The 21,378-nt window shown below is 66.7% G+C and carries 19 protein-coding genes; 6 read left to right on the top strand and 13 right to left on the bottom strand.

The window, feature by feature from the left end; all coding sequences use genetic code 11:
• Positions 1-21: 21 nt before the first annotated feature.
• Positions 22-1,137, bottom strand: coding sequence for an ABC transporter ATP-binding protein (locus CYD53_RS09330; RefSeq protein WP_245928153.1), 1,116 nt, complete (start codon positions 1,135-1,137; stop codon positions 22-24).
• 123 nt (positions 1,138-1,260) lie between these two features.
• Here CYD53_RS09330 and CYD53_RS09325 point away from each other — a divergent pair, with 123 nt between their 5' ends.
• Positions 1,261-1,770, top strand: a complete 510-nt coding sequence (locus tag CYD53_RS09325) for a 2'-5' RNA ligase family protein (protein ID WP_103717789.1) — start codon at positions 1,261-1,263, stop codon at positions 1,768-1,770.
• Positions 1,771-1,783: 13 nt separating this feature from the next.
• Here CYD53_RS09325 and CYD53_RS09320 read toward each other — a convergent pair whose 3' ends face one another.
• From CYD53_RS09320 to CYD53_RS09295, 6 genes are all read right to left on the bottom strand, one after another.
• The gene (locus tag CYD53_RS09320) at positions 1,784-2,803 is read right to left on the bottom strand and encodes an ABC transporter ATP-binding protein (RefSeq protein ID WP_103717955.1); all 1,020 of its coding nucleotides are present in this window, start codon (positions 2,801-2,803) and stop codon (positions 1,784-1,786) included.
• 41 nt (positions 2,804-2,844) lie between these two features.
• Positions 2,845-5,073 carry an ABC transporter permease gene (locus CYD53_RS09315; RefSeq protein ID WP_103717788.1) on the bottom strand — a complete coding sequence of 743 codons (2,229 nt, stop codon included), beginning with the start codon at positions 5,071-5,073 and terminating at the stop codon, positions 2,845-2,847.
• Positions 5,074-5,104: 31 nt separating this feature from the next.
• The gene (locus CYD53_RS09310; RefSeq protein WP_103717787.1) at positions 5,105-6,145 is read right to left on the bottom strand and encodes an ABC transporter substrate-binding protein; all 1,041 of its coding nucleotides are present in this window, start codon (positions 6,143-6,145) and stop codon (positions 5,105-5,107) included.
• 93 nt (positions 6,146-6,238) lie between these two features.
• A complete protein-coding gene (locus CYD53_RS09305; RefSeq protein WP_103717786.1) occupies positions 6,239-7,021 on the bottom strand; it encodes an inositol monophosphatase family protein in 783 nt (260 codons plus the stop codon).
• A 2-nt stretch (positions 7,022-7,023) separates the two neighbouring features.
• A complete protein-coding gene (gene iolG, locus CYD53_RS09300; protein WP_103717954.1) occupies positions 7,024-8,022 on the bottom strand; it encodes an inositol 2-dehydrogenase in 999 nt (332 codons plus the stop codon).
• A 45-nt stretch (positions 8,023-8,067) separates the two neighbouring features.
• Positions 8,068-8,865 (bottom strand): SDR family oxidoreductase, encoded by a 798-nt coding sequence (locus tag CYD53_RS09295; protein WP_103717785.1) that lies wholly within the window; start codon positions 8,863-8,865, stop codon positions 8,068-8,070.
• 122 nt (positions 8,866-8,987) lie between these two features.
• Here CYD53_RS09295 and CYD53_RS09290 point away from each other — a divergent pair, with 122 nt between their 5' ends.
• From CYD53_RS09290 to iolB, 5 genes are all read left to right on the top strand, one after another.
• Positions 8,988-9,851 carry a MurR/RpiR family transcriptional regulator gene (locus CYD53_RS09290; protein ID WP_103717784.1) on the top strand — a complete coding sequence of 288 codons (864 nt, stop codon included), beginning with the start codon at positions 8,988-8,990 and terminating at the stop codon, positions 9,849-9,851.
• A gap of 14 nt (positions 9,852-9,865) precedes the next feature.
• Positions 9,866-11,779: a bifunctional 5-dehydro-2-deoxygluconokinase/5-dehydro-2-deoxyphosphogluconate aldolase gene (locus CYD53_RS09285; RefSeq protein WP_103717783.1), complete on the top strand. Its 1,914-nt coding sequence runs from the start codon at positions 9,866-9,868 to the stop codon at positions 11,777-11,779.
• An 11-nt stretch (positions 11,780-11,790) separates the two neighbouring features.
• Positions 11,791-13,629 carry a 3D-(3,5/4)-trihydroxycyclohexane-1,2-dione acylhydrolase (decyclizing) gene (gene iolD / locus CYD53_RS09280; protein WP_103717782.1) on the top strand — a complete coding sequence of 613 codons (1,839 nt, stop codon included), beginning with the start codon at positions 11,791-11,793 and terminating at the stop codon, positions 13,627-13,629.
• 138 nt (positions 13,630-13,767) lie between these two features.
• Positions 13,768-14,667, top strand: coding sequence for a myo-inosose-2 dehydratase (gene iolE, locus CYD53_RS09275; protein ID WP_103717781.1), 900 nt, complete (start codon positions 13,768-13,770; stop codon positions 14,665-14,667).
• Positions 14,668-14,680: 13 nt separating this feature from the next.
• Entirely contained in the window at positions 14,681-15,481 is an 801-nt protein-coding gene (gene iolB / locus CYD53_RS09270) for a 5-deoxy-glucuronate isomerase (protein ID WP_103717780.1), read from the top strand.
• A 223-nt stretch (positions 15,482-15,704) separates the two neighbouring features.
• On the opposite strand, the gene CYD53_RS09265 is transcribed toward iolB, so the two are convergent.
• The 6 genes from CYD53_RS09265 to cyoB all read right to left on the bottom strand — a co-directional run bounded on the left by CYD53_RS09265 (position 15,705) and on the right by cyoB (position 21,359).
• Positions 15,705-16,238, bottom strand: coding sequence for a response regulator transcription factor (locus tag CYD53_RS09265; RefSeq protein WP_103717779.1), 534 nt, complete (start codon positions 16,236-16,238; stop codon positions 15,705-15,707).
• Positions 16,228-17,469: an ATP-binding protein gene (locus tag CYD53_RS09260; RefSeq protein WP_245928152.1), complete on the bottom strand. Its 1,242-nt coding sequence runs from the start codon at positions 17,467-17,469 to the stop codon at positions 16,228-16,230. Before CYD53_RS09260 ends, CYD53_RS09265 begins: the two co-directional genes overlap by 11 nt.
• 34 nt (positions 17,470-17,503) lie before the next feature.
• Positions 17,504-18,289 carry an SURF1 family protein gene (locus tag CYD53_RS09255; protein WP_103717778.1) on the bottom strand — a complete coding sequence of 262 codons (786 nt, stop codon included), beginning with the start codon at positions 18,287-18,289 and terminating at the stop codon, positions 17,504-17,506.
• Positions 18,290-18,357: 68 nt separating this feature from the next.
• Positions 18,358-18,732 (bottom strand): cytochrome o ubiquinol oxidase subunit IV, encoded by a 375-nt coding sequence (gene cyoD / locus CYD53_RS09250; protein ID WP_103717777.1) that lies wholly within the window; start codon positions 18,730-18,732, stop codon positions 18,358-18,360.
• Positions 18,729-19,376 carry a cytochrome o ubiquinol oxidase subunit III gene (gene cyoC / locus CYD53_RS09245; protein WP_103717776.1) on the bottom strand — a complete coding sequence of 216 codons (648 nt, stop codon included), beginning with the start codon at positions 19,374-19,376 and terminating at the stop codon, positions 18,729-18,731. The genes cyoD and cyoC overlap by 4 nt, the downstream gene beginning before the upstream one ends.
• Before the next feature lie 3 nt (positions 19,377-19,379).
• On the bottom strand, positions 19,380-21,359 hold the full coding sequence (gene cyoB, locus CYD53_RS09240) for a cytochrome o ubiquinol oxidase subunit I (protein ID WP_425428278.1): 1,980 nt from the start codon (positions 21,357-21,359) through the stop codon (positions 19,380-19,382).
• Positions 21,360-21,378: the final 19 nt, after the last annotated feature.

Here is a 21,378-nt window from a genome sequence, read left to right as displayed (position 1 = left end):
TCCTTGTTGGGTAGAACGCGGTCAGGCGGCGATCGTCCCGGCCTCGGATGCCGGGAAGATGTGGAGGCGCTGCAGCGGGATGCGCAGGCCGATCTTGGTTCCGAGTTCGTGGCGGTTGGCATCGTCGACCGTGATCTGGCGGCCTGCCGCCTCGACCCGGTAGCGATAGACACCGCCTGGATAAGCGCGCGCGGCGATCAGCCCCGGCACGATCAGATCGCCGGTCGAAGTCGCGTCGCTGGCGTCAAGCCGCGCGACGTCGTCGCGGAAATAGGCGACCGCTTCGCCGCTCGGCAAAGCGCTCGATACTCCGTTCGCGAGGCTCGCCGTGGCCTCGCCTGCGCTCAAGCGAGCACCCTGCTCCGAGCGCTCGACGCGCAATGGCAGGACGTTCTCCGCGCCCATGAAATTGGCGACGAAGGCGGTCGCCGGGCGGTCATAGACCTCCTCGGGCGTGCCGACCTGCGCAATCCTGCCCGCCTGCATGATGACGAGCCGGTCGGCCATGGTCATGGCCTCCTCGCGATCATGCGTGACATGGACGGCGGTCAAGCCAAGACGCTGCTGGATCGCCCGGATCTCATGGCGCATCGTCATGCGGATCTTGGCGTCGAGATTGGAGAGCGGCTCGTCGAGCAGCAGGATGCCGGGGTCGATGGCGAGCGCCCGGCCGAGCGCGACGCGCTGGCGCTGGCCGCCCGAGAGCGCGGTGACCTTGCGGTTCTCATAACCGGCAAGACCGAGGAATTCGAGCATGGCGGCGACCTTGGCCGCGATCTCCGCCTTGGTGGCGCCGCGCAGCTTCAAGCCGTAGCCGATGTTCTGCAGCACGGTCATATGCGGCCACAGCGCATAGGACTGGAACACCATCGCCATGCCGCGCTTCTCCGGCGGCAGGGAGGCGACATCCTTGCCGCCGACGATGATCGAGCCGGATTCGACCGGCACGAAGCCACTCAGCGAGCGCAAAAGCGTGGTCTTGCCGCAGCCCGACGAGCCGAGAAGCGCGGTGAAGCTGCCGGGCGTGAAATCGAGGCTGACACCGTGCAGCACCCGCGTGCCGCCATAGGCGACATGAAGGTCGCGCACGGCAATGGCCGCGCCGCTTTGCGGCCCGTGCTGCAATTCCGTTGGCAAAACGCCGTCTCCCTTGCCGCGATCTTTTTCAGAATGATTGGAACATCTCTTCCAATTTCTGATACGCTTGGAATAAATATAACGCCCGTCTCCGGCCGTGTGCAATAGGTTTGTGAACCTCTGATGACGCCCCCGATCCACTCCATCTGGCTGCTGCCGAAAACCGAGGACGAGACGCTGCTGGCGGAGGTGGTCGCGGAGCTGTCGCGCCGCTTCGGCACACCGCTCTTCGCGCCGCATCTGACGGTGAAGGGCGACACCGACCTGCCCATAGCGGCGCTCGAAGCCGCGATCGCGGAGGCGGCCGGCGCGGTCGCGGGGTTTGCCGAAGAGATCGCCGCGATCGAGACGAGCGAAGCCTATTTCCGCTCGTTCTATGCGCGCTTCGCGGTCAGTGCGCCGCTGGCGCGATTGAAGCAGCGATTGGACGCGCGGGCGGCTGAGGCCTTCATGCCGCATGTCTCGCTGCTCTACGGACCGGTCGCGCCAGAGCTGAAGGTCGCGGCGGCAGAGGAGGTCGCGCGCAGGCTGAAAGGGCGAGCCATCAGCTTCGACCGGCTCTGCGTGGTGCGCTCGGGCCAGGATATCCCCATTGCCGACTGGCGCGTGATTGCGACCGCACGGCTGGGCTGAAGCGGCCGCCGGCTCAGCCCGGCGGGATCAGTGTCACGCCCGAATTCGCGAAGTCGAGCGTCACCAGCATGCCCTCGGCCAGCATCGGACGGGCGCCGTACTGCACCACGAAGAGATCGGCCGCCTCGGTCTGGACGATGATGTCGAGATGGTTGCCGAGATAGGTGCATTTGCGGATCGTGCCGGGCAGCCCCTCCCCCGTCGCCTCCGACAGGATCAGGCTCTCCGGCCGCACCGCGATCCGGGCCGGCCCCGGCCCAAGCCCACGCGCCGGCAAGGAGACGCTGGCCGAGCCGATCGCGACATCGGCGCGCCCCTCGGCAACCGAACGGATCGTCACATCGATCAGATTGGCGTCGCCGATGAAGTCGGCAACGAAGGCATTGGCCGGCTCCTCATAGAGCTCGCGCGGCGCACCCTCCTGCGCGATGCGCGAATTCGACATCACGATGATGCGGTCGGAAACGGCGAGCGCCTCCTCCTGATCATGGGTGACATAGGCGACCGTCAGGTTGAGGTTCTGCTGCAATTCGCGGATCTCCTCGCGGACCCGGCGGCGCAGTTTCGCGTCGAGATTGGAGAGCGGCTCGTCGAAGAGCAGCACCTGCGGCTCCAGCACCAATGCGCGCGCCACCGCGACGCGCTGCTGCTGCCCGCCGGAGAGCTCCGAAGGGTAGCGGTTCTCGAAACCTTTCAGGCCGACGAGCGCGAGCTTCGACAGCGCCATCTCGCGCGCCACATCCTTGCCCAGCCCCTTCACGGTCGGGCCATAGGCGGCGTTCTCCAGCACGCTCATATGCGGAAACAGTGCATAGGACTGGAACACCATGCTGACGTCGCGATCAGCGGCCGAGAGCCGCGTCACATCCTTGCCGCCGATCAGGATTTGCCCCGCGCTGGCGATCTCGAGCCCGGCGATCATGCGTAGCGTCGTGGTCTTGCCGCAGCCGGAGGGGCCAAGCAGGGTGACGAGCTTGCCCGCCTCGATGGCGAAGCTGACATCGTCGACGGCCGTCACCGCGCCATAGCGCATGCTGACATTGCGGAACTCGACGGATGCGGGGCCGGCCTTCGTCAACTTGCTGCTCCTTGACTGATAGGACCGGAGACCGAACCGGAGAGTGCGACGGCCTTGTGCCGGCCAACTTGGCGCCGGCCGAGCTTGCGTTCGCCGACGCCGAGCTGGATCAGTCCGATGCCGGCAGCCATGACCACGATCAGCACCGAGGAATAGGCGATGGCCAGGCCGAACTCGCCGGCCTCGACCCGGCCGACGATATAGGCGGTGGCGAGGTTGTACTCGGCCGAGACCAGGAAGATCACCGCGCTGACGGCAGTCATGCTGCGCACGAAGCTGTAGACCAGCGCCGCGACCAGAGCCGGGCGCAGCAGCGGCAGCACGACGCGCCAGAGCGTGGTGAAGCTGCGGGCGCGCAGCGTCGTCGAGGCCTCGTCCAGGCTCTTGTCGATCTGCGACAGGCCGGCGATGCCGGAGCGCACGCCGACCGGCATGTTGCGGAAGACGAAGGCGATGATCAGGATCAGCCCGGTGCCGGTGATCTCGATCGGCGGCACGTTGAAGGCCAGGATATAGGCGACGCCGAGCACCGTGCCGGGAATGGCGAAGGAGAGCATCGTCGCGAATTCCAGGGTGCCGCGCCCGCCGAACTTCTGCCGGGTCAGAAGATAGGCGGTGAGCAGGCCGATCAGCGCCGTCAACGGCGCCGAGATCGCCGCGACCTTGAGCGTCGTGAAGAACGAGTTCCAGGCCGCGCCCTCGAAGAAGAGTCCGCGACTGAAATCGATCGCGAAGCCAGTGCGGTAATGCTCCAGCGTCGGCGTGTAGTCGCGGCCCATCGTCTTGACGAAGCCGCCGACGAGGATGACGAGATAGATCACCAGCGTGAGCGCCACCCAGGGCAGGACGGCCAGCCCCGCAAGCCAGGTGACGCGGCGCGGCAGCGGCGTCGGCAGGCCGGCATCGCCCTTGCCCGTCACGGTCGTGTAGGACTTGCCGCCGAGCCAGCCCTGCTGCAGCCAGAAGGCGCCGAGCGTGAAGGCGAGCAGCACCATGGCGAGCACCGCCGCCTGGCCCTGGTTATAGGCCGCGCCGACGACGGCGAAGAAGATCTTGGTCGAGAGCACCTCGAAATTGCCGCCGAGCACCAGCGGATTGCCGAAATCGGCCATGCTCTCGACGAAGCCGAGCAGGAAAGCGTTGGCGATGCCGGGTCGCAGCAAGGGCCAGGTCACGGTCGAAAAGGTCTGCCAGCGGCCGGCCCCCAATGTCTGCGAAGCTTCCTCCAGGCTCGGGCTGATGCCCTGGACCACGCCGATCAGCACGAGGAAGGCGATCGGAGCGAAGGCGAGAACCTGCGCCAGCAGCACGCCGGGCAAACCGTAGATCCAGCGCGAGCGCGGAATTCCGAACCAGTCCGCCATGATCCCGGTGAAGAAGCCGGAGCGGCCGAAGAGCAGGATCAGCGCGAGCCCGATCACGAAGGGCGGCGTGATGATCGGCAGCACCGTCAGCGCCCGCATCAGGCGCTTGCCGGGCATCGCCGTGCGCTGGAGCAGCAGCGCGCAGGCAAGACCGAGCAAGGTCGTGATCACCCCGGTCAGCACGGCCAGGATCAGCGTGTTCCAGGCAACGCCGCAACTCGTGCCACCGGAGACGCAGCCGAGCCCCCAGATCGTGGCGCTGAAGAACCTGTCCGAGAAGGCCGAGAGCGCGACATGGCCGTTCTGATCGACCAGCGCGCTCTTCAGGATGACCATGACGGGCCAGAAGATGAACAGCCCGATCAGCAGGACGACGATGCCGATGGCCGAGGTGGTAAACAGGTCGCCCCGGCAATAGCCGCGATAGGCCAGGCCGTGGCAGGTCAGGAGCAGCAGCGAGAGCACGGTCAGGAAGGCGCCGCCGCCCATGCCGGCCTGCGCGACATCCGCGCCGAACAGCGCCGTGGCCCAGCCGGCGGCCGAGCCCTTGAGGACGATGCCGAAGCCCTGCAGGAAGAAAACCGCGAGCCCCGCGCCACCGGCCGCGACGAGTACACGCGCCACCTTGCCGGGGTCAGCGCTTCGCCAGAACACGGTCGCTGCCAGCAAGGCCACACCGACCGGCAGCAGCCAGGGCGCCTCCCCGGACAAGGCGAGCGCGAGCGCGCTGCCCGCCTTGCCGAGCGGATATCCGGAGAGCCAGCCGAACTGCGTCAGGCTCATGCCCTCGGGCAGATACCAGGGCAGCACGGCATAGCCGAGCCAGCCGATCAGGAGCACGAGTTGCGTGGCGCGGCGCATCGTCAGCCGTCTCCGCCCGATGGCCCGTCGCCTACTTCGGCAGCGCCTTGACCTCGCGGTCCCATTTGGCGAGCAGCCGCGTGCGCTCGGCCGAGGAGCCGTATTTGACGAAGTCGTAGTCGATCAACTTCATCTCCGACATCTTCGGCGATTGCGGCGGCACCGGCGCATTCTTGTTCGACGGCACCTGATAGGATTTCGCCGGGCCGGCGAGCCCCTGCGCGGCGGGCGTCAGCGCCCAGTCATAGAACTTCCTGGCGTTGTCGAGATTGCGCGCGCCCTTGACGATCGACATCGAGCCGATCTCGTAGCCGGTGCCCTCGCAGGGCGCGACCGGCTTGATCGGATCACCCTGCACCGCGAAGACGACGGCGTCGTGGATGAAGACGATGCCGACGGCTGTCTCGCCCAGGCTCGTCGCCTTGGCCGGGGCCGCGCCCGATTTGGTGTACTGGTTGACGTTCTTGTGCAGGGCCTTGAGGTAGTCGAAGGCCTTGTCCTCGCCCATCAGCTGGACCATCGTCGCGAGCAGGTTATAGGCGGTGCCCGACGAGTTGGGGTCGGCGACCTGGACGTCGTCCTTGAGCTTGGGGTCGAGCAGGTCGGCCCAGCATTTCGGCTCGGCCATGCCCTTGGACTTGATCTGCTGGGTGTTGAAGCCGAAGCCGAGCGCGCCGGCATAGATGCCGATCGAGCGCTGCTTGGCGGCCTTCCATTGCGAGATCGCCCAGTCGTTCAGGCCCTTGTTGGCGGGCGATTCATATTCCTGCGTCAGCCCCTCCTCGGCCGCCTGAAGATGCGGGTCGCCGGTGCCGCCCCACCAGATGTCGCCACGCGGATTGGCCGATTCCGCCTTGAGCTGGGCATAAATCTCGCCCGCCGATTTGCGCGTCATCGCAACCTTGATGCCGGTCTCCTTCTCGAAGGCAGTCGACATGGCGCGGCACCATTCTTCCTGCACGCCGCAATACATCACCAGCGCACCTTGCGCCTTCGCTGGAGAGGCTGCCAACGGCGAAGCGGCGGCAACAGCGGCGAACACTCCGGCGGCAAGCCAGGATTGGGTCTTCATGGTCGTCCTCCCTGGTCGAACGTTTCGTTCGTTGTTTTGTCGTTGGCTGAACTCTGACGGCTTTCGCGCAAAGATCAACGGATCAGTTGCTGGCTAAGAAATTCCGCTGATCGCCTTCACCGCGCCGGCGAGCGCCGGCGTGCAGCACAGGACCGGGTTGCCCTTGGCGACGGCGTCCCCGGTGAAGAAATCATTGAGCACAGCACCGGCCTCGCCCGCGATGACGACACCCGCCGCGACGTCCCAGGCATTGATATGCAATTCGACATAGGCCTCGGTGCGGCCGTTCGCGACATGGCAAAGCCCAAGCGCACCGGAGCCGGAGCGCTTGATCGATGCGCCTGCCGCCAGGCCGCGCCCGACCATGGCGAGATAATCGGCGGCGGGAATGCGCGTCGACCAGCCCATCTCGACATAGGCTCGCGTGATGTCGCCAGCCCCCGAAACCCGGATCGTCTGGCCGTTCATCGTGGCGCCATGCCCGCGCCGGCCGAGATAGACCTCGTCCAGGGCCGGAGCCGCGATGATGCCGAGCTCCGGCACGCCTTGACTCAGGAAGCCGATCGAGATGCACCAGTTGCGGTCGCCGCGCGCGAAGTTCGAGGTGCCGTCGATCGGGTCGATGATCCAGACCGCGTCGGAATTCTCGCCGCCACCCTCCTCGCCGATGACCGCATCCGAAGGGAACAGCACGCCGAGGCGCTGGCGCAGAAAATCCTCGACCGCGCCATCGGCGACGGTGAGCCAATCCTGCGCGCCCTTCATGGTGACGCCGAGGCTGTCGCGCTTGCGAAAATAGTCGAGCGCCATCCGGCTCGCCTCGGTGACGAGGCCGAGCACGGCATATTGGCGCCGGTCGAGTTCGGCGGGCGACATCGTCAATTCGCCTCCAGCGCAACGGCAACGGGCTTGCCCGTGCGCGCCGACTCCGTGGCGGCATCGGCCAGGATCTGGGCCTTGAGGCCGTCGAGACCCGAGGGCCTTGCCGCCGTGCCGCCCCGGCAGGCTGCGATGAAGGCCTCGAGCTCGGCGCGATAGGCCGCCGCATAGCGCTCGAGGAAGAAGTTCTGCACGGGATCGGCGCGGAAGCCGGCAACGGTTGCACTCTCGACCGTGGTCTCGTGGATATTGCCGGCGCGCAGCATGCCCTTGGAACCATGCACCTCGATGCGCTGGTCATAGCCATAGGTGGCGCGCCGAGAGTTCGAGATCTGCGCGATCCTGCCCGAGGCGGTCTTCATCAGCACGGCAGCGGTGTCGACGTCGCCCGCCTGCCCGATCTCCGGATCGACCAGCGCCGAGCCCAGCGCGAAAACCTCGACCGGCTCCTCGGCCAGGAGGAAGCGCGCCATGTCGAAATCATGGATCATCATGTCGCGGAACAGCCCGCCCGAGCGCGCGACATACGCGACCGGCGGCGGCGAGGGATCGCGCGAGATCACGCTGACGATCTCGATGGCGCCGGCCTCGCCTGCGCGCAGGCGCCGTTCAAGCGCCGCGAAGCTGGGATCAAAGCGGCGGTTGAAGCCGATCATCAACGGCTTGCCGGTCTGCGCGACCTGCTTCAGGCAGCGACGGATGCGCTGTGCATCGAGATCGACCGGCTTCTCGCAGAACACCGCCTTGCCGGCCGAGACGGCCGCTTCGATGAGATCGGCATGGGTGTCGGTCGGCGTGCAGATCAGAATGGCGTCGATGCTGGCGTCGGCCAGAATGGCGTCGATGCCGGCGACATGCGCGCCCGTCACCGCCGCCAGCGCGGAGGCCGCCTCGTTCGAGGCATCGGCGACCGCGACCAGCGCGGCATCGGCCCGCGCGGCGACATTCAGTCCGTGAATGCGGCCGATCCGCCCGGCGCCCAGCAATCCAAATCGCATCGTCGTCATTGTCCTATGGTCAAGCTTCGTGTCGTCGGGCCCGCATCAATCATGCGCACCCAGAATCGTCTGGTCGAAATCGATGTTGGAGCCGGTCATCAGTCCCGATTCTCCCGACGCCAGATAGGCAACCGCCTTGGCGACCTCGCGCGGATCGATCAACCGGCCGAAGGGCTGCTTGCGCGCCGCCTCGTCGAGCCAGCCATCCCTTGCATCGTGGCGCAGCCGCATGATCGCGTCCTCGCCCGGCGTCGCCATCCAGCCGATATTGAGGCCGTTGACCCGGATGCGCTGATCGAGCAGGCCGAAGGCGGCGTTCCTGGTCAAAGCGGCGAGCGCCGCCTTGGAGACGCTGTAGGCAGACAGGAAGGGCTGGCCGCCATGGGCCGACATCGACTGGATGTTGACGATCGCGCCTTCGATGCCGAGCCGCGCCATCGCCTCGGCCGCATCCTGGATCAGGAAGAAGGGCGCGCGCAGATTCACCGCCATGATGCGCTCATAGAGCTCCGGCGTCGTGTCGAGGATCGTACCGCGATCGGTGTCGCCTGCGGCATTGACCAGGATGTCGATGCGCCCGAAGGCGGCCTCGGCTGCCGGCACGATCGCCTTCACCGCGTCGAGATCGGCGAGATCGGCCTCATGAAAGCGGACATCGCAGCCCGCGCCACGCAGCGAGGCCGCCACGGCTTCGCCGCGCACCCGGTTGCGGCCGGTCAGCAGCAGGCCGGCGATGCCGCGCGCCGCGAATTCGCGCGCGATCGCCTCGCCCAGCCCCTGGCTACCGCCGGTCACGACGGCGATCTTGCCCGTCAGATCCCTGCTGAAGGCATCACGGTTCAACACCTGGCGTCACGCTCCCATGCGCATCATTTTGATATGAGCGGATTGTTTTTCTCGTAGATTGGAATAAACATTCCGCCCGCCGGCTTACGAAGTCAAGGCCGCGCCCAAGCGGGAAACGCATGCCAGCCGAGCCACAGCCAGCCTCGCCGATCAAGGATTTCGACGGCTTCGTCGCGCTGCTGCGCCAGCGCCGGCCGACGCTGCCGAAGCGCCTGAAGCAGGTCGCCGACCACGCCCTCGCCCATCTCGACGACATGGCCTTCGGCTCGACGGCGCAGATCGCCGAGCGCGCCGGCGTGCAGGCCTCGACCCTGGTGCGCTTCGCCCAGGCGCTCGACTATTCCGGCTTCAGCGAGATGCAGGAGGTCTTCCGCTCACGCCTGCGCCGCCAGGTCGTCGACCATCGCGAGCGGCTGGCGGCACTGCGCGGCACGCAAGCCGCTACAGGCGGTGCCGTGGCGCTGCTGGAAGGCTTCGTCCATGCCAGCGAAACCTCGCTGACGCAGGTCAAGGCCGCGATCCGGCCCGCCGATCTCGACGCCGCCGTGACCCTGCTGGCCGGAGCCCGGACGATCGTGCTGGTCGGCGCCAGACGCATGTTCCCGATCGTCTCCTATCTTGCCTACGCCTTCGGCAAGCTCGGCATCCGCGCCGTGCTGGTCGACAATGTCGCCGGGCTGGGCCCCGAGCAGGCGGCAATCGCCGGCCCGGGCGACGTCGTGCTCGCGGTGAGCTACGCGCCCTATGCCGCCATGACCGTCGAGATCGCGGCAGCCGCGCATCGGCGCGGCGTGCCGGTGCTCGCCCTGACCGATAGCGCGCTCAGCCCGCTCGCGGAGAATTGCCGCCTCTGGCTCGAGGTCGCCGAGGCCGATTACGGCGCCTTCCGCTCGGTCGCCGCGACTTTTGCGGTGGCGATGACGCTGGCCGTCGCGACCGCCGAGAAATCCGGCCTCTCGGCCGACCCAGACCTCGATCGATAGAACGCAGAGTTCACATGCCGACAGCCGCCTCCGACACGACGCTCGACGTCATCGCCATCGGCCGCTCCTCGGTCGATCTCTACGGCCAGCAGATCGGCGGCCGGCTGGAGGATATGGGGACCTTCGTCAAGGCCGTCGGCGGCTGCCCGACCAATATCGCCATCGGCACCGCGCGGCTCGGGCTGAGATCGGCGGTGATCACCCGCGTCGGCGACGAGCAGATGGGCCGTTTCATCCTCGAGCAGCTCGAACGCGAGGGCGTCGAGACGCAAGGCGTCGTCACCGATCCCAAGCGCCTGACGGCGCTGGTGATCCTGGGCGTGCGCGACGAGAAGACCTTTCCGCTGATCTTCTACCGCAGCGACTGCGCCGACGCGGCCCTGCATGAGAGCGAGATCAACGAGGCCTTCATCGCCTCGGCCAAGGCGATCGTCGTGACGGGGACGCATTTTGCGCTGCCCGACGCCGCCGCGGCACAGAAAAAGGCGATCCGCTTCGCCCGCAAGCATGGCCGCAAGGTCGTGTTCGATGTCGATTACCGGCCCAATCTCTGGGGCCTGGCGGGCCATGCCGCCGGCGAGGAACGCTATGTCCGCTCCGACACTGTGACGCGGCATCTGCAGGAGATCCTGCCGGACTGCGACCTGATCGTCGGGACCGAGGAGGAGCTCCACGCCGCCGGCGGCTCCGAGGATACGCTCACCGCCATCCGCACGATCCGCAGCTTGAGCCCTGCGACCATCGTCTGCAAGCGCGGGCCGATGGGCTGCGTGGTCTTCCCCAGTTCGATCCCCGCCTCGATCGAGGACGGCATCAAGGGGCCGGGCTTTCCTGTCGAGGTCTATAATGTGCTCGGCGCCGGCGATGCCTTCATGTCCGGTTTCCTGCGCGGCTTTCTGCGTGACGAGCCGATCGAAACCTGTTGCGCCTGGGCCAATGCCTGCGGCGCCTTCGCGGTCTCGCGGCTGCTCTGCTCGCCGGAGAGCCCGACCTTCCCCGAGCTGCACTATTTCCTGAAGCATGGCTCGGAGCATCGCGCGCTGCGCCACGACGCCGAGATCAACCACATCCATTGGGCAACGACGCGCCGGCCCCAGCCCGCCGGCATCATGGCGCTCGCCATCGACCATCGCGCCCAGCTGGAGAACATGGCCGATGCGGTGGGCGCACCGCGCGAGCGTATCGCCGCCTTCAAGACGCTGGCGGTCGCGGCCGCCGCGCGTGTCGCGGCCGGGCGGCCCGGCTTCGGCATGCTGATCGACGGCACGCATGGCCGCGAAGCGCTGTTCCGGGCCGGCGACCACGGCTTCTGGATCGCGCGCCCGCTCGAACTGCCCGGCTCACGGCCGCTGGTGCTCGAGACGGACGCGACCGGCTCGCTGGGAGCGACGCTGGCGGAATGGCCGGTGGACCACATCGCCAAATGCCTGTGCTTCTATCACCCGGACGATCCGGCCGAGCTCAAAGCCGCGCAGGAGGCCGTGCTGAAGCGCGTGGCGCTGGCCTGCCGGCAGGTCGGGCGCGAATTGCTGGTCGAGATCATCGCCTCCAAGCACGGTCCGCTGCATGACGACAGCACGGCGCAGGTGCTGGAACGGCTCTACGCCATCGGCATCCGGCCCGATTGGTGGAAGCTGGAAACCCAGCCCTCGCCCGCCGCCTGGCAAGCGATCGACACTGTGATCGCGACGCACGATCCCTATTGCCGCGGTGTGCTGCTGCTCGGGCTCGATGCACCGGAGGACATCGTCATGCAGGCCTTCCGGGGCTCGCGGGGTGCCGCCTCGGTCAAGGGCTTCGCGGTCGGCCGCACCATCTTCGGCGAGGTGGCGCGCGCATGGCTTTCGGGCACGATCGATGACGAGACCGCGACGGCGCGGATGGCACAGAACTTCGGCAAGCTGGCCGCTGCCTGGGAAAGCCGGTGAGGAGACAGCCGATGGCGAAGATCAGACTCACCATGGCGCAGGCGCTGGTCAAGGCGCTCGCGGCGCAGAAAACGGTGATCGACGGTGAGACTCTGCCGCTCTTCGGCGGTGTCTGGGCGATCTTCGGCCATGGCAATGTCGCGGGCCTCGGCGAGGCGCTGCACGCCGCGCGCGACACGCTGCCGACCTACCGCGCCCATAACGAACAGGCGATGGCGCATGCGGCGATCGCCTTCGCCAAGGCCTCCCGGCGGCGCCGGATGATGGCGGTGACGAGCTCTATCGGCCCCGGCGCGACCAATATGGTCACCGCCGCCGCAGTCGCCCATGTCAATCGCCTGCCGCTCCTGCTGCTGCCGGGCGATGTCTTTGCCGGACGCCGGCCGGACCCGGTGCTGCAGCAGATCGAGGATTTCGGCGACGGCACGGTCTCGGCCAATGACTGCTTCAAGCCGGTCTCGCGCTATTTCGACCGGCTGACCCGGCCCGAGCAATTGATACCGGCCTTCGAACGCGCCATGGCGGTCCTTACCGATCCAGCCGAATGCGGGCCGGTGACGCTTTGCCTGTGCCAGGACGTGCAGGCCGAGGCCTTCGATTATCCCGAAGGTTTCTTCGCCGAGCGCATCTGGACGCCGCGCCGCCAGCGCCCGGACGAAGCCGAGCTGGCTGAAGCGGCCGCGCTGCTCAAGGCCGCGAAAAAGCCCTTCCTCGTGGTCGGCGGCGGCGTGCTCTATGGCGAGGCCGAGGCCGAACTCGCTCGCTTCTGCGAGGCGCATGGGCTGCCGGCGGCCGAAACGCAGGCCGGCAAGAGTGCCCTGCCCTTCGACCATCCGCTCAATCTCGGCGCGATCGGCGTCACCGGGACCGGCGCAGCCAATGCCATGGCGGAAGAGGCCGATCTCGTGCTCGCCGTCGGTACGCGCCTGCAGGACTTCACCACCGGCTCCTGGTCGCTCTTCGCCAACCCCGCCTGCCGCATCATCGGGCTGAACGTGCAGGCCTTTGACGCCGGCAAGCAGCGCGCCCAGCCGCTCCTCTGCGATGCCCGCGCCGGGCTCGCCGAGCTCGACGCGGCACTTGCAGGCCATCGCGCGCCCGAGACCTGGACGGCGCAGGCGAAGGCCGCAAAGACCGACTGGCTCACGACCGCCGCGCGCTACACCACTGCCGGCAACGAGACTCTGCCGAGCGATGCCCAGGTGCTGGGCGCCGTGCAGCGCTGGAGCAAGCCCTCCGATGTCGTGGTCTGCGCCGCCGGCGGCTTGCCGGGCGAGCTGCACAAGCTCTGGCAGGCCGGCGCGCCCGGCGGCTACCACATGGAATACGGCTATTCCTGCATGGGTTACGAGATCGCCGGCGGGCTCGGCGTCAAGATGGCCGATCCCGCCCGCGAGGTCGTCGTCATGCTCGGCGACGGCTCCTATCTGATGATGAACTCCGAGATCGCCACCTCGGTGATGCTGGGGCTGAAGCTCACCATCGTCGTGCTCGACAATCGCGGCTTTGGCTGCATCAACCGGTTGCAGGGCGCGACCGGCGGTGCCCCCTTCAACAACCTCCTTTCCGACAGCCGCCACGAGACGCTGCCGGCGATCGATTTCGCCGCCCACGCCGCCTCGCTCGGTGCGGTCTCGCGCAAGGCGGCAAGCCTTGCCGAACTCGACGCGGCGCTGCGCGAAAGCCGAGCACATGACCGCACCAGCGTCGTCGTGATCGACACCGACCCGATGATCTCGACCGATGCCGGCGGGCATTGGTGGGATGTCGCGGTGCCCGAGGTTTCGACGCGGGCCGAGGTCGCCGAGGCTCGCCAACGTTACGACGACGCACTCAAGGCGCGGCCATGATCGAATACCATCGTCATTGCGAGCGAAGCGAAGCAATCCAGGGGGGGGGCGTGGGACTCCTGGATTGCTTCGCTTCGCTCGCAATGACGGGGCCCCCTGCCTCTCTCTGATCACCTCGCAGATTACGGAACCAACGACATGCCTATCCGCATCGGCGCCAACCCCATCGGCTGGTCGAATGACGACCTGCAGGAGATCGGCGGCGCGACCTCGCTCGAAACCTGCCTGGATGAGGCCCGCGAGGCCGGTTTTGAGGGCATGGAACTTGGCCATAAATTCCCGCGCGAACCCGCCGCGCTCAAGGCCGCGCTCGCGCCCTTCGGCATGGCCTGCATCTCGGGCTGGTACTCCGCTGAATTGCTGCTGCGCGATGCCGATGAAGAGATGGCGCATCTGCGACCGCATCTCGATCTGCTCAAGGCGATGGGCTCGAATGTCCTGGTCTTCGCCGAGACCTCGAACGCGATCCATGGCGACCGCAGCAAGCCGCTCTCGCAGCGGCCGATGCTGGCGGCGGGCGACTGGGCTGAGTTCGGCCGGCGGATCACCGAGGTCGCCGAGCGCACCCTCGCTGAGGGCGTCCGGCTGGTCTATCACCACCACATGGGCACGATCGTGGAGAGCGAGGCCGATATCGACGCCTTCATGGCGGCAACCGGCAAGGCCGTGCATCTCCTGCTCGACACTGGTCATGCGAGCTGGGGTGGGGCCGACCCGGTCGCGCTCGCCGCGCGCTATCGCGACCGGATCAGCCATGTCCATGCCAAGGATGTGCGCAAGGGCGTGATGGAGCAGGCCAAGGCCGGAGACTGGAGCTTCCTTGATGCCGTCCTCGGCCAGGGCAGCGAGCTCGGCGTCTACACCGTGCCCGGCGACGGCATGGTCGATTATCCCGCCGTCTTCCGCGCCCTGCCCGGTTATTCCGGCTGGGTCGTGGTCGAGGCCGAGCAGGATCCTGAGAAGGCCCATCCCCTGACCTATGCCAGGAAGGGCGTCGCCCATCTGAGGCTGAGCCTGAAGGAGGCCGGGCTCGCCTGAGCCGGAGCACATCATGTCGAAACTGCTCGTCAAACCCGCCGCAGCCGATTCGCAGGGCCGCATCCACAACGTCACGCCGGCATCGGCCGGCTGGGATCATGTCGGCTTCGAGGTCTACAAGCTCGTTGACGGCCAGAGCCTGTCAAAGGAGACGGGCGATCGCGAGGCCTGCATCGTCCTGCTCGCGGGCAAGGTCGCGGCCAGCGCGGGCGGCACGGAATTCGGCACGATCGGCGGCCGCAACTCCCCCTTCGAGCCCGACCCCTGGTCGCTTTATGTGCCGGCCGGAACGTCCTGGACCGTCACGGCCGAAGGCGCCTGCGAAGTGGCGGTGTGCTCGGCCCCGGGCAAGCCGGGGCTCAAGCCACGCGTCATCGCGCCCAGCGATGTCGGCTGCCTGACGCGCGGCCAGGGCACGAACACCCGCCATGTCCGCAACATCCTGCCGGAGACCGAACCTGCCGAAAGCCTGCTCGTGGTCGAGGTGATCACGCCCTCCGGCTCTTGGTCGAGCTATCCGCCGCACAAGCACGACCGGGACGCACTGCCGCGGGAATCGCTGCTGGAGGAGACCTATTACCACCGCCTCTCGCCGCCGCAGGGTTTCGCCCTCCAGCGCGTCTACACCGACGACCGCTCGCTCGACGAAACGCTCGCGGCCGAGGATGGCGATGTCGTGCTCGTGCCCAGGGGCTACCATCCGGTCGCCGCGCCGCATGGCTACGAGCTGTATTATCTCAACGTCATGGCGGGGCCGAAGCGGGTCTGGAAATTCGCCAACGACCCCGCCCATGAATGGATGCTGGAGAGCTGAGCCAGGCCGTCTGGAAACCTCCTGAGCCCTCATCCTGAGGAGCGCTCCGCAGGAGCGCGTCTCGAAGGATGCTCCAGGAGGCTCCCGAACCATCTGGAGCATCCTTCGAGACGCCGCTGTGCGGCTCCTCAGGATGAGGGCTGGAGTTTCCAAGCGATCTCTGAGCGAAGCGGCTCCACCCGGCAAGGCCACAAGGAGCGAGCCAGATCCCGCCCCAAGCGCCTTAGTTCACCCTGCGCTTTTCGAGCTTCCGCGCCAGCGTCCGGCGATGCATTCCCAGCCGCCGGGCGGTTTCGGAGATGTTGAAATCCGTCTCGACCAGGGTTTCGTGAATACGCTCCCATTCGAGATTCTTCAGCGAGGTCGGCCGCTGCGAAAGCGGCACCTCCGCATTGCCGGTCGATTTCTCGAAGGCCGCCTCGATATCGTCGCCATTGGACGGCTTCGCGAGATAGTGGCAGGCGCCGAGCTTGATCGCCTCGACCGCCGTGGCAATGCTGGCGAAACCGGTCAGCACCACGATCTTCATCAATGGATCGTGCCCGTGCAGCAGCTTGATGCATTCCAGGCCGGAGCCGCCGGCGAGCTTAAGGTCGACGACGGCATAGCCCGGGGACGCGGTCGCCAGCAGGTCCGGCAGGCCGGCGACGCCGTCGCAGGACAAGACCAGATAGCCGCGCCTCTCGAAGGAACGGCGCAAGGCGCGCGCGAAGGAGGGATCGTCCTCGACGATCAGGAGCGTGCGTTCAGGCTGCATCGGCGGCTCCCGGAGAGAGGCTCGCCAGCGGCAGCGCCAGCGTGACATGGGCGCCGCGGCCGATGCGGTTGCGCGCCGTCACCGTGCCGCCGAGCTTGCGCAACACATTGACGACGAGAAAGAGCCCGAGCCCGCTGCCGGGGCGCTGCTTGGTCGAGCGATAGGGCTGGCCGAGCTCGGCGAGGATCGTCGGGTCGAAACCCGGCCCGGCATCGTCCACCGCGATGAGCAGTTCGTCGCCACGGCGACCAATGGTGACTCCGACCCAATGCGGCGAGGCCTCGAGCGCATTGTCGAAGACGTTGAAGATGACCTGCTTCAGGGCCGGGTCGGAGACGATGCTGTCGTCAGGGCTGAAGCGATTGTCGTAGTCGAGCGCGATGGGTGAGCGATGCGAGCGCCACTCCGCGACCAGGCCATCGATGAAATCATTGACCGTGGTCTTGACCGGACCCTCGCCGCGCGCCTCGCCGGAGGACATCAGGATGCCGGTGACGATCGATTTGCAGCGCTCGATCTGGCTCTGCATCTCGCCGATCTCCTGGACGAGATCGGGATCGCTCCTGAAGGCGGGCATGCGCTGCCAGTCGTTGAGAATGACCGAAAGCGTCGCCAATGGCGTGCCGAGTTCATGGGCTGCGCCCGACGCCAGCAGGCCCATCCTGACGATATGGTCTTCCTCCGCCGCGCGCTGGCGCAGATCGGCGAGGTGAAAATCCCGGATGCGCAGGTTGCGGTTGATCCGCGCGATGAAGAAGACAAGCAGGCTCGCCGCCAGCACGAAGCAGACGAACATGCCCTGGATGTGCAGCGTCAGGAGCTCTCCCGCCAGTTCCGGCGGCAGCACGAGCGGCCGGTAGAAGACAATCAGCCCGATGAAGCAGCCGCTCGCGACGACAACCAGCAGCCTGGCCGCCCAGACCTCGAGCAGCACGGCGCCGAGCGCGATCTGCAGGAGGTAGAGCGAGATGAAGGGATTGCTCGCACCGCCGCTGAGATAGAGCTGGATCGTCAGCGCCGTGACGTCGAGCAGCAACTCGGCGACGAGCTCGCCATGGTTGATCTCGGTGTTCTGCCGATGGCGCAGCAGGCTGACGACGTTGAGGCCAACGAGGAACAGGATGATGCCGACCATCTGCGGCACCGGCAAGGCGATGCCGAACCAGAGCTGCACGATCAGCATGGCCAGCACCTGCCCGCCGACGGCGAACCAGCGCAGCTGTACGAGCAACAGCAGGTTTTTCCGGCTTGTGGTGTTTTGAACGCTAATGCTCGTTCTCCACTGCGCGCCGAAGCCGGCACTCGCCGCGAATGACGAAGGCTGCCGCCGCGGCGAGCATGAGCGCCAACGCAAACCAAGTCAGCGCATAGACGAGATGATTATTCGCAAAGCGCAGCACTGTCAGCCCACCGACGGGAAAGCCCGCCGGATCGGGGGTCGCATCGGCGTCGACGAAATAGGGCGCGACCTCGCCAAGGCTGCGCTCGCCGAGTCCGCGCGCTGCGGCGATCGCGGCGACATCGCGTGAATACCAGCGATCGGCGGCGGGATCGTTGTGGCGCAGGAAGCCGCCTCCAGGTTCGCTCAGGCGCAGGAGGCCCGTGACCCTGACTTGCGCCACTGGGACCTGGCCATTCAACGCAGAGGCCGGCCCGCTCAATTGACTGCGCTGGTCCGGCGTGACGAAGCCGCGATTGACCAGCACCGTAAAGCCCGCATCGCTGCGCAGCGGCGTCATCTGCCAGTAGCCGCCGCCGCGCTCCGTCACCGCCTGCACGAAGGTTGCGCGATCCTGCTGGAAGGATCCGCTCAGCCGCACCCGCCGGTATTCATCGGCCGCGCTCGCCGCCCAGCCCGCCGGGCCGGGAGCGGGCACCGGCTGTGCATGGATGCGGCTCTCGACGCGGGCGATCAGCGCCTGCTTCCAGCCGAGGCGCTGCACCTGCCAGATGCCGAGCGCCAGGAAGCCCAGAATCCCGATGAGGGCGGCAATGCCGAGACAAACGAGCAGGCCCATCGAGCGCGGCCCGCGGCCCCGCCCGCTCGCCATCCGCTCGTCATCGTCAGAAGCGCGCTCGCCCGGCGTGGCAGGCAGCGCCTGCCGCCTGGCCGGGCGCGTCACGGCATCTGGCTCATATCGTGTCCGGGCATCATGTTGGTGTTGAGGTGGTACATCACCCAGAGCGAGCCGGTGAGCGCGATGACGACGAGGATGATCGTGAAGATCAGCGCCAGCATCGTCCAGCCACCTTCCGAACGGCCGTTCATGTGCAGGAAGAAGACCATGTGCACGACGATCTGGACCACGGCGAAGGCCATGATCACGAGCGCCGTCGCCTGCTTGTTGTCCAGGACGTTGTTCATGACCAGCCAGAACGGGATCGCGGTCAACACGACCGAGAGCAGGAAGCCGGTCAGATAGCCGCGAAACGAACCATGCGCCTGGGCGTGATCGCCATGACCGCCGTGATCGCCATGCGCTTCGGAGCTCATCGCAGCATTCCCGTGAGATAGACGAAGGTGAAGACGCCGATCCAGACGACGTCGAGGAAGTGCCAGAACATGCTCAGGCACATCAGGCGGCGGCGGTTGGCCGCGATCAGCCCGTGCTTGGCGACCTGCACCATCAGCGTCACCAGCCAGATCGTGCCAAAGGTCACGTGCAGGCCGTGGGTGCCGACGAGGGTGAAGAAGGCCGAGAGGAAGGCGCTGCGCTGCGGCGTCGCGCCGATCTCGATCAGGTGGTGGAACTCGTAGAGCTCGATGCTGAGGAAGGCGAGGCCGAACAGGCCGGTGACCGCAAGCCAGATCTGGGTCGCGGCGACGCGGCCCTTCTCCATGGTCAGCATGGCGAAGCCATAGGTGATCGACGAGAGCAGCAGCATCGTCGTGTTCAGAGCGACCAGCGGCAGCTCGAACAGGTCCTTGGGCGAGGGCCCGGCGGCATAGTTCGCGCCGAGCACCCCATAGATCGCAAACAGCATCGCGAAGATGAGGCAGTCGCTCATCAGATAGATCCAGAAGCCGAGCGCGGTGCTCGAGCCTTCCGGGTGGTCGTGCTCGTCCTTCAGGTAGAAGACGGTCTCGGCGTTGGCAGCCTCGGCGTCGTGCCGCGCGGCGATATCGGCTGTCGTCATGGTTCAGGCTCCCGCGCCGGCCAGGAGGCGGGTCCGCTCCGCTTCCGTGCGCACCACCTCCTCGACAGGGATGTGGAAATCGCGGTGATAATTGAAGGTGTGGGCGATCGTCACGACGAGCAGCGCCACGAAGCCGAGCGCGGCCAGCCACCACATGTACCAGATCAGGCCGAAGGCGACGGCCATGCTCAGCCCGGCGAGGATGATCCCGGTCGGCGTGTTGCTCGGCATATGGATCGGCCTGTAGCCGTCGAGCGGGCGCTGATAGCCGCGGCGCTTCATGTCCGCCCAGGCGTCATTGTCATGGATGACCGGCGTGAAGGCGAAATTATAGACCGGAGGCGGCGAAGCGGTCGCCCATTCCAGCGTCCTGCCGTCCCAGGGGTCACCGGTCGTCTCGCGCAGCTTGTCGCGCCTGAGGATGCTGACGCCGATCTGCACGAGGAAGGAGACGATGCCGAGCAGGATCAGGACGGCGCCGAAGCCCGCGATGACGAACCAGATCTGCAGGGACGGGTCGTCGAAGACACGCATCCGGCGCGTCACCCCCATCAGGCCCAGGATGTAGAGCGGCATGAAGGCGAACCAGAAGCCCACCACCCAGAACCAGAAGGAGAGCTTGCCCCAGAACGGGTCGAGCTTGAAGCCGAAGGCCTTGGGCCACCAGTAGACGATGCCGGCGAAGAGCCCGAAGAGCACGCCGCCGATGATGACGTTGTGGAAATGGGCGACCAGGAACAGGCTGTTGTGCAGCACGAAATCGGCCGGCGGCACCGCCAGCAGCACGCCCGTCATGCCGCCGACCGTGAAGGTCAGCATGAAGGCGAGCGTCCACATCATCGGCAGCTCGAAGCGAATGCGGCCGCGATACATCGTGAAGAGCCAGTTGAAGATCTTGGCGCCCGTCGGGATCGAGATGATCATCGTCGTGATCCCGAAGAAGGAATTCACGCTCGCGCCAGAGCCCATCGTGAAGAAATGGTGCAGCCAGACCAGATAGGACAGGATGGTGATGACGACGGTGGCGTAGACCATCGAGGTGTAGCCGAAGAGGCGCTTGCCCGAGAAGGTCGAGGTCACCTCCGAGAAGATGCCGAAGGCCGGCAGGATCAGGATGTAGACCTCCGGATGGCCCCAGATCCAGATCAGGTTCACATACATCATCGGGCTGCCGCCGAAGTCGTTCGTGAAGAAGTTGGTGCCGACATAGCGGTCGAGCGAGAGCAGCGCGAGAACCGCCGTCAGCACCGGGAAGGCCGCGACGATCAGGACGTTGGTGCACAGGGACGTCCAGGTGAAGACGGGCATCTTCATCATCGTCATGCCCGGGGCCCGCATCTTCACGATGGTGCAGACGAGGTTGATGCCCGACAGCAGCGTGCCGATACCGGCGACCTGCAGTGCCCATATGTAATAGTCGACCCCGACATCGGGGCTGTAGCCGATGCCCGAGAGCGGCGGATAGGCGAGCCAGCCGGTGCGCGCGAACTCACCGACGAAGAGCGACATCATGACGAGGACGGCGCCCGCCGTCGTCATCCAGAAGCTGAAATTGTTGAGGAACGGAAAGGAGACGTCGCGCGCGCCGATCTGCAGCGGCACGACGAAATTCATCAGCCCGGTGACCATCGGCATCGCCACGAAGAAGATCATGATCACGCCATGGGCGGTGAAGACCTGATCGTAGTGATGCGCGGTGAGGTAGCCTTCCGAGCCGTTGAAGGCCATGGCCTGCTGCAGGCGCATCATGATCGCGTCGGCGAAGCCGCGCAGGAGCATGACGAGGCCGAGCACCATGTACATGATGCCGATCTTCTTGTGGTCGACGCTGGTGAACCATTCGCGCCAAAGATAACCCCAGAGGCGGAAATAGGTCAGCGCACCGACAACCCCGATGCCGCCGAGCACCACGGCAGCAAAGGTCACGAGCAGGATCGGCTCGTGCAGCGGGAACGACTCCAGCGTCAACCGGCCGAAGATCATCTTGAGGAGAGCGGAAGCG

The organism is Allobosea psychrotolerans, assembly GCF_002917105.1.
Lineage (GTDB): Bacteria > Pseudomonadota > Alphaproteobacteria > Rhizobiales > Beijerinckiaceae > Allobosea > Allobosea psychrotolerans.
The sequence above is the reverse complement of the archived record's forward strand: the minus strand, read 5'-3'. Positions and strand labels throughout refer to the sequence as shown.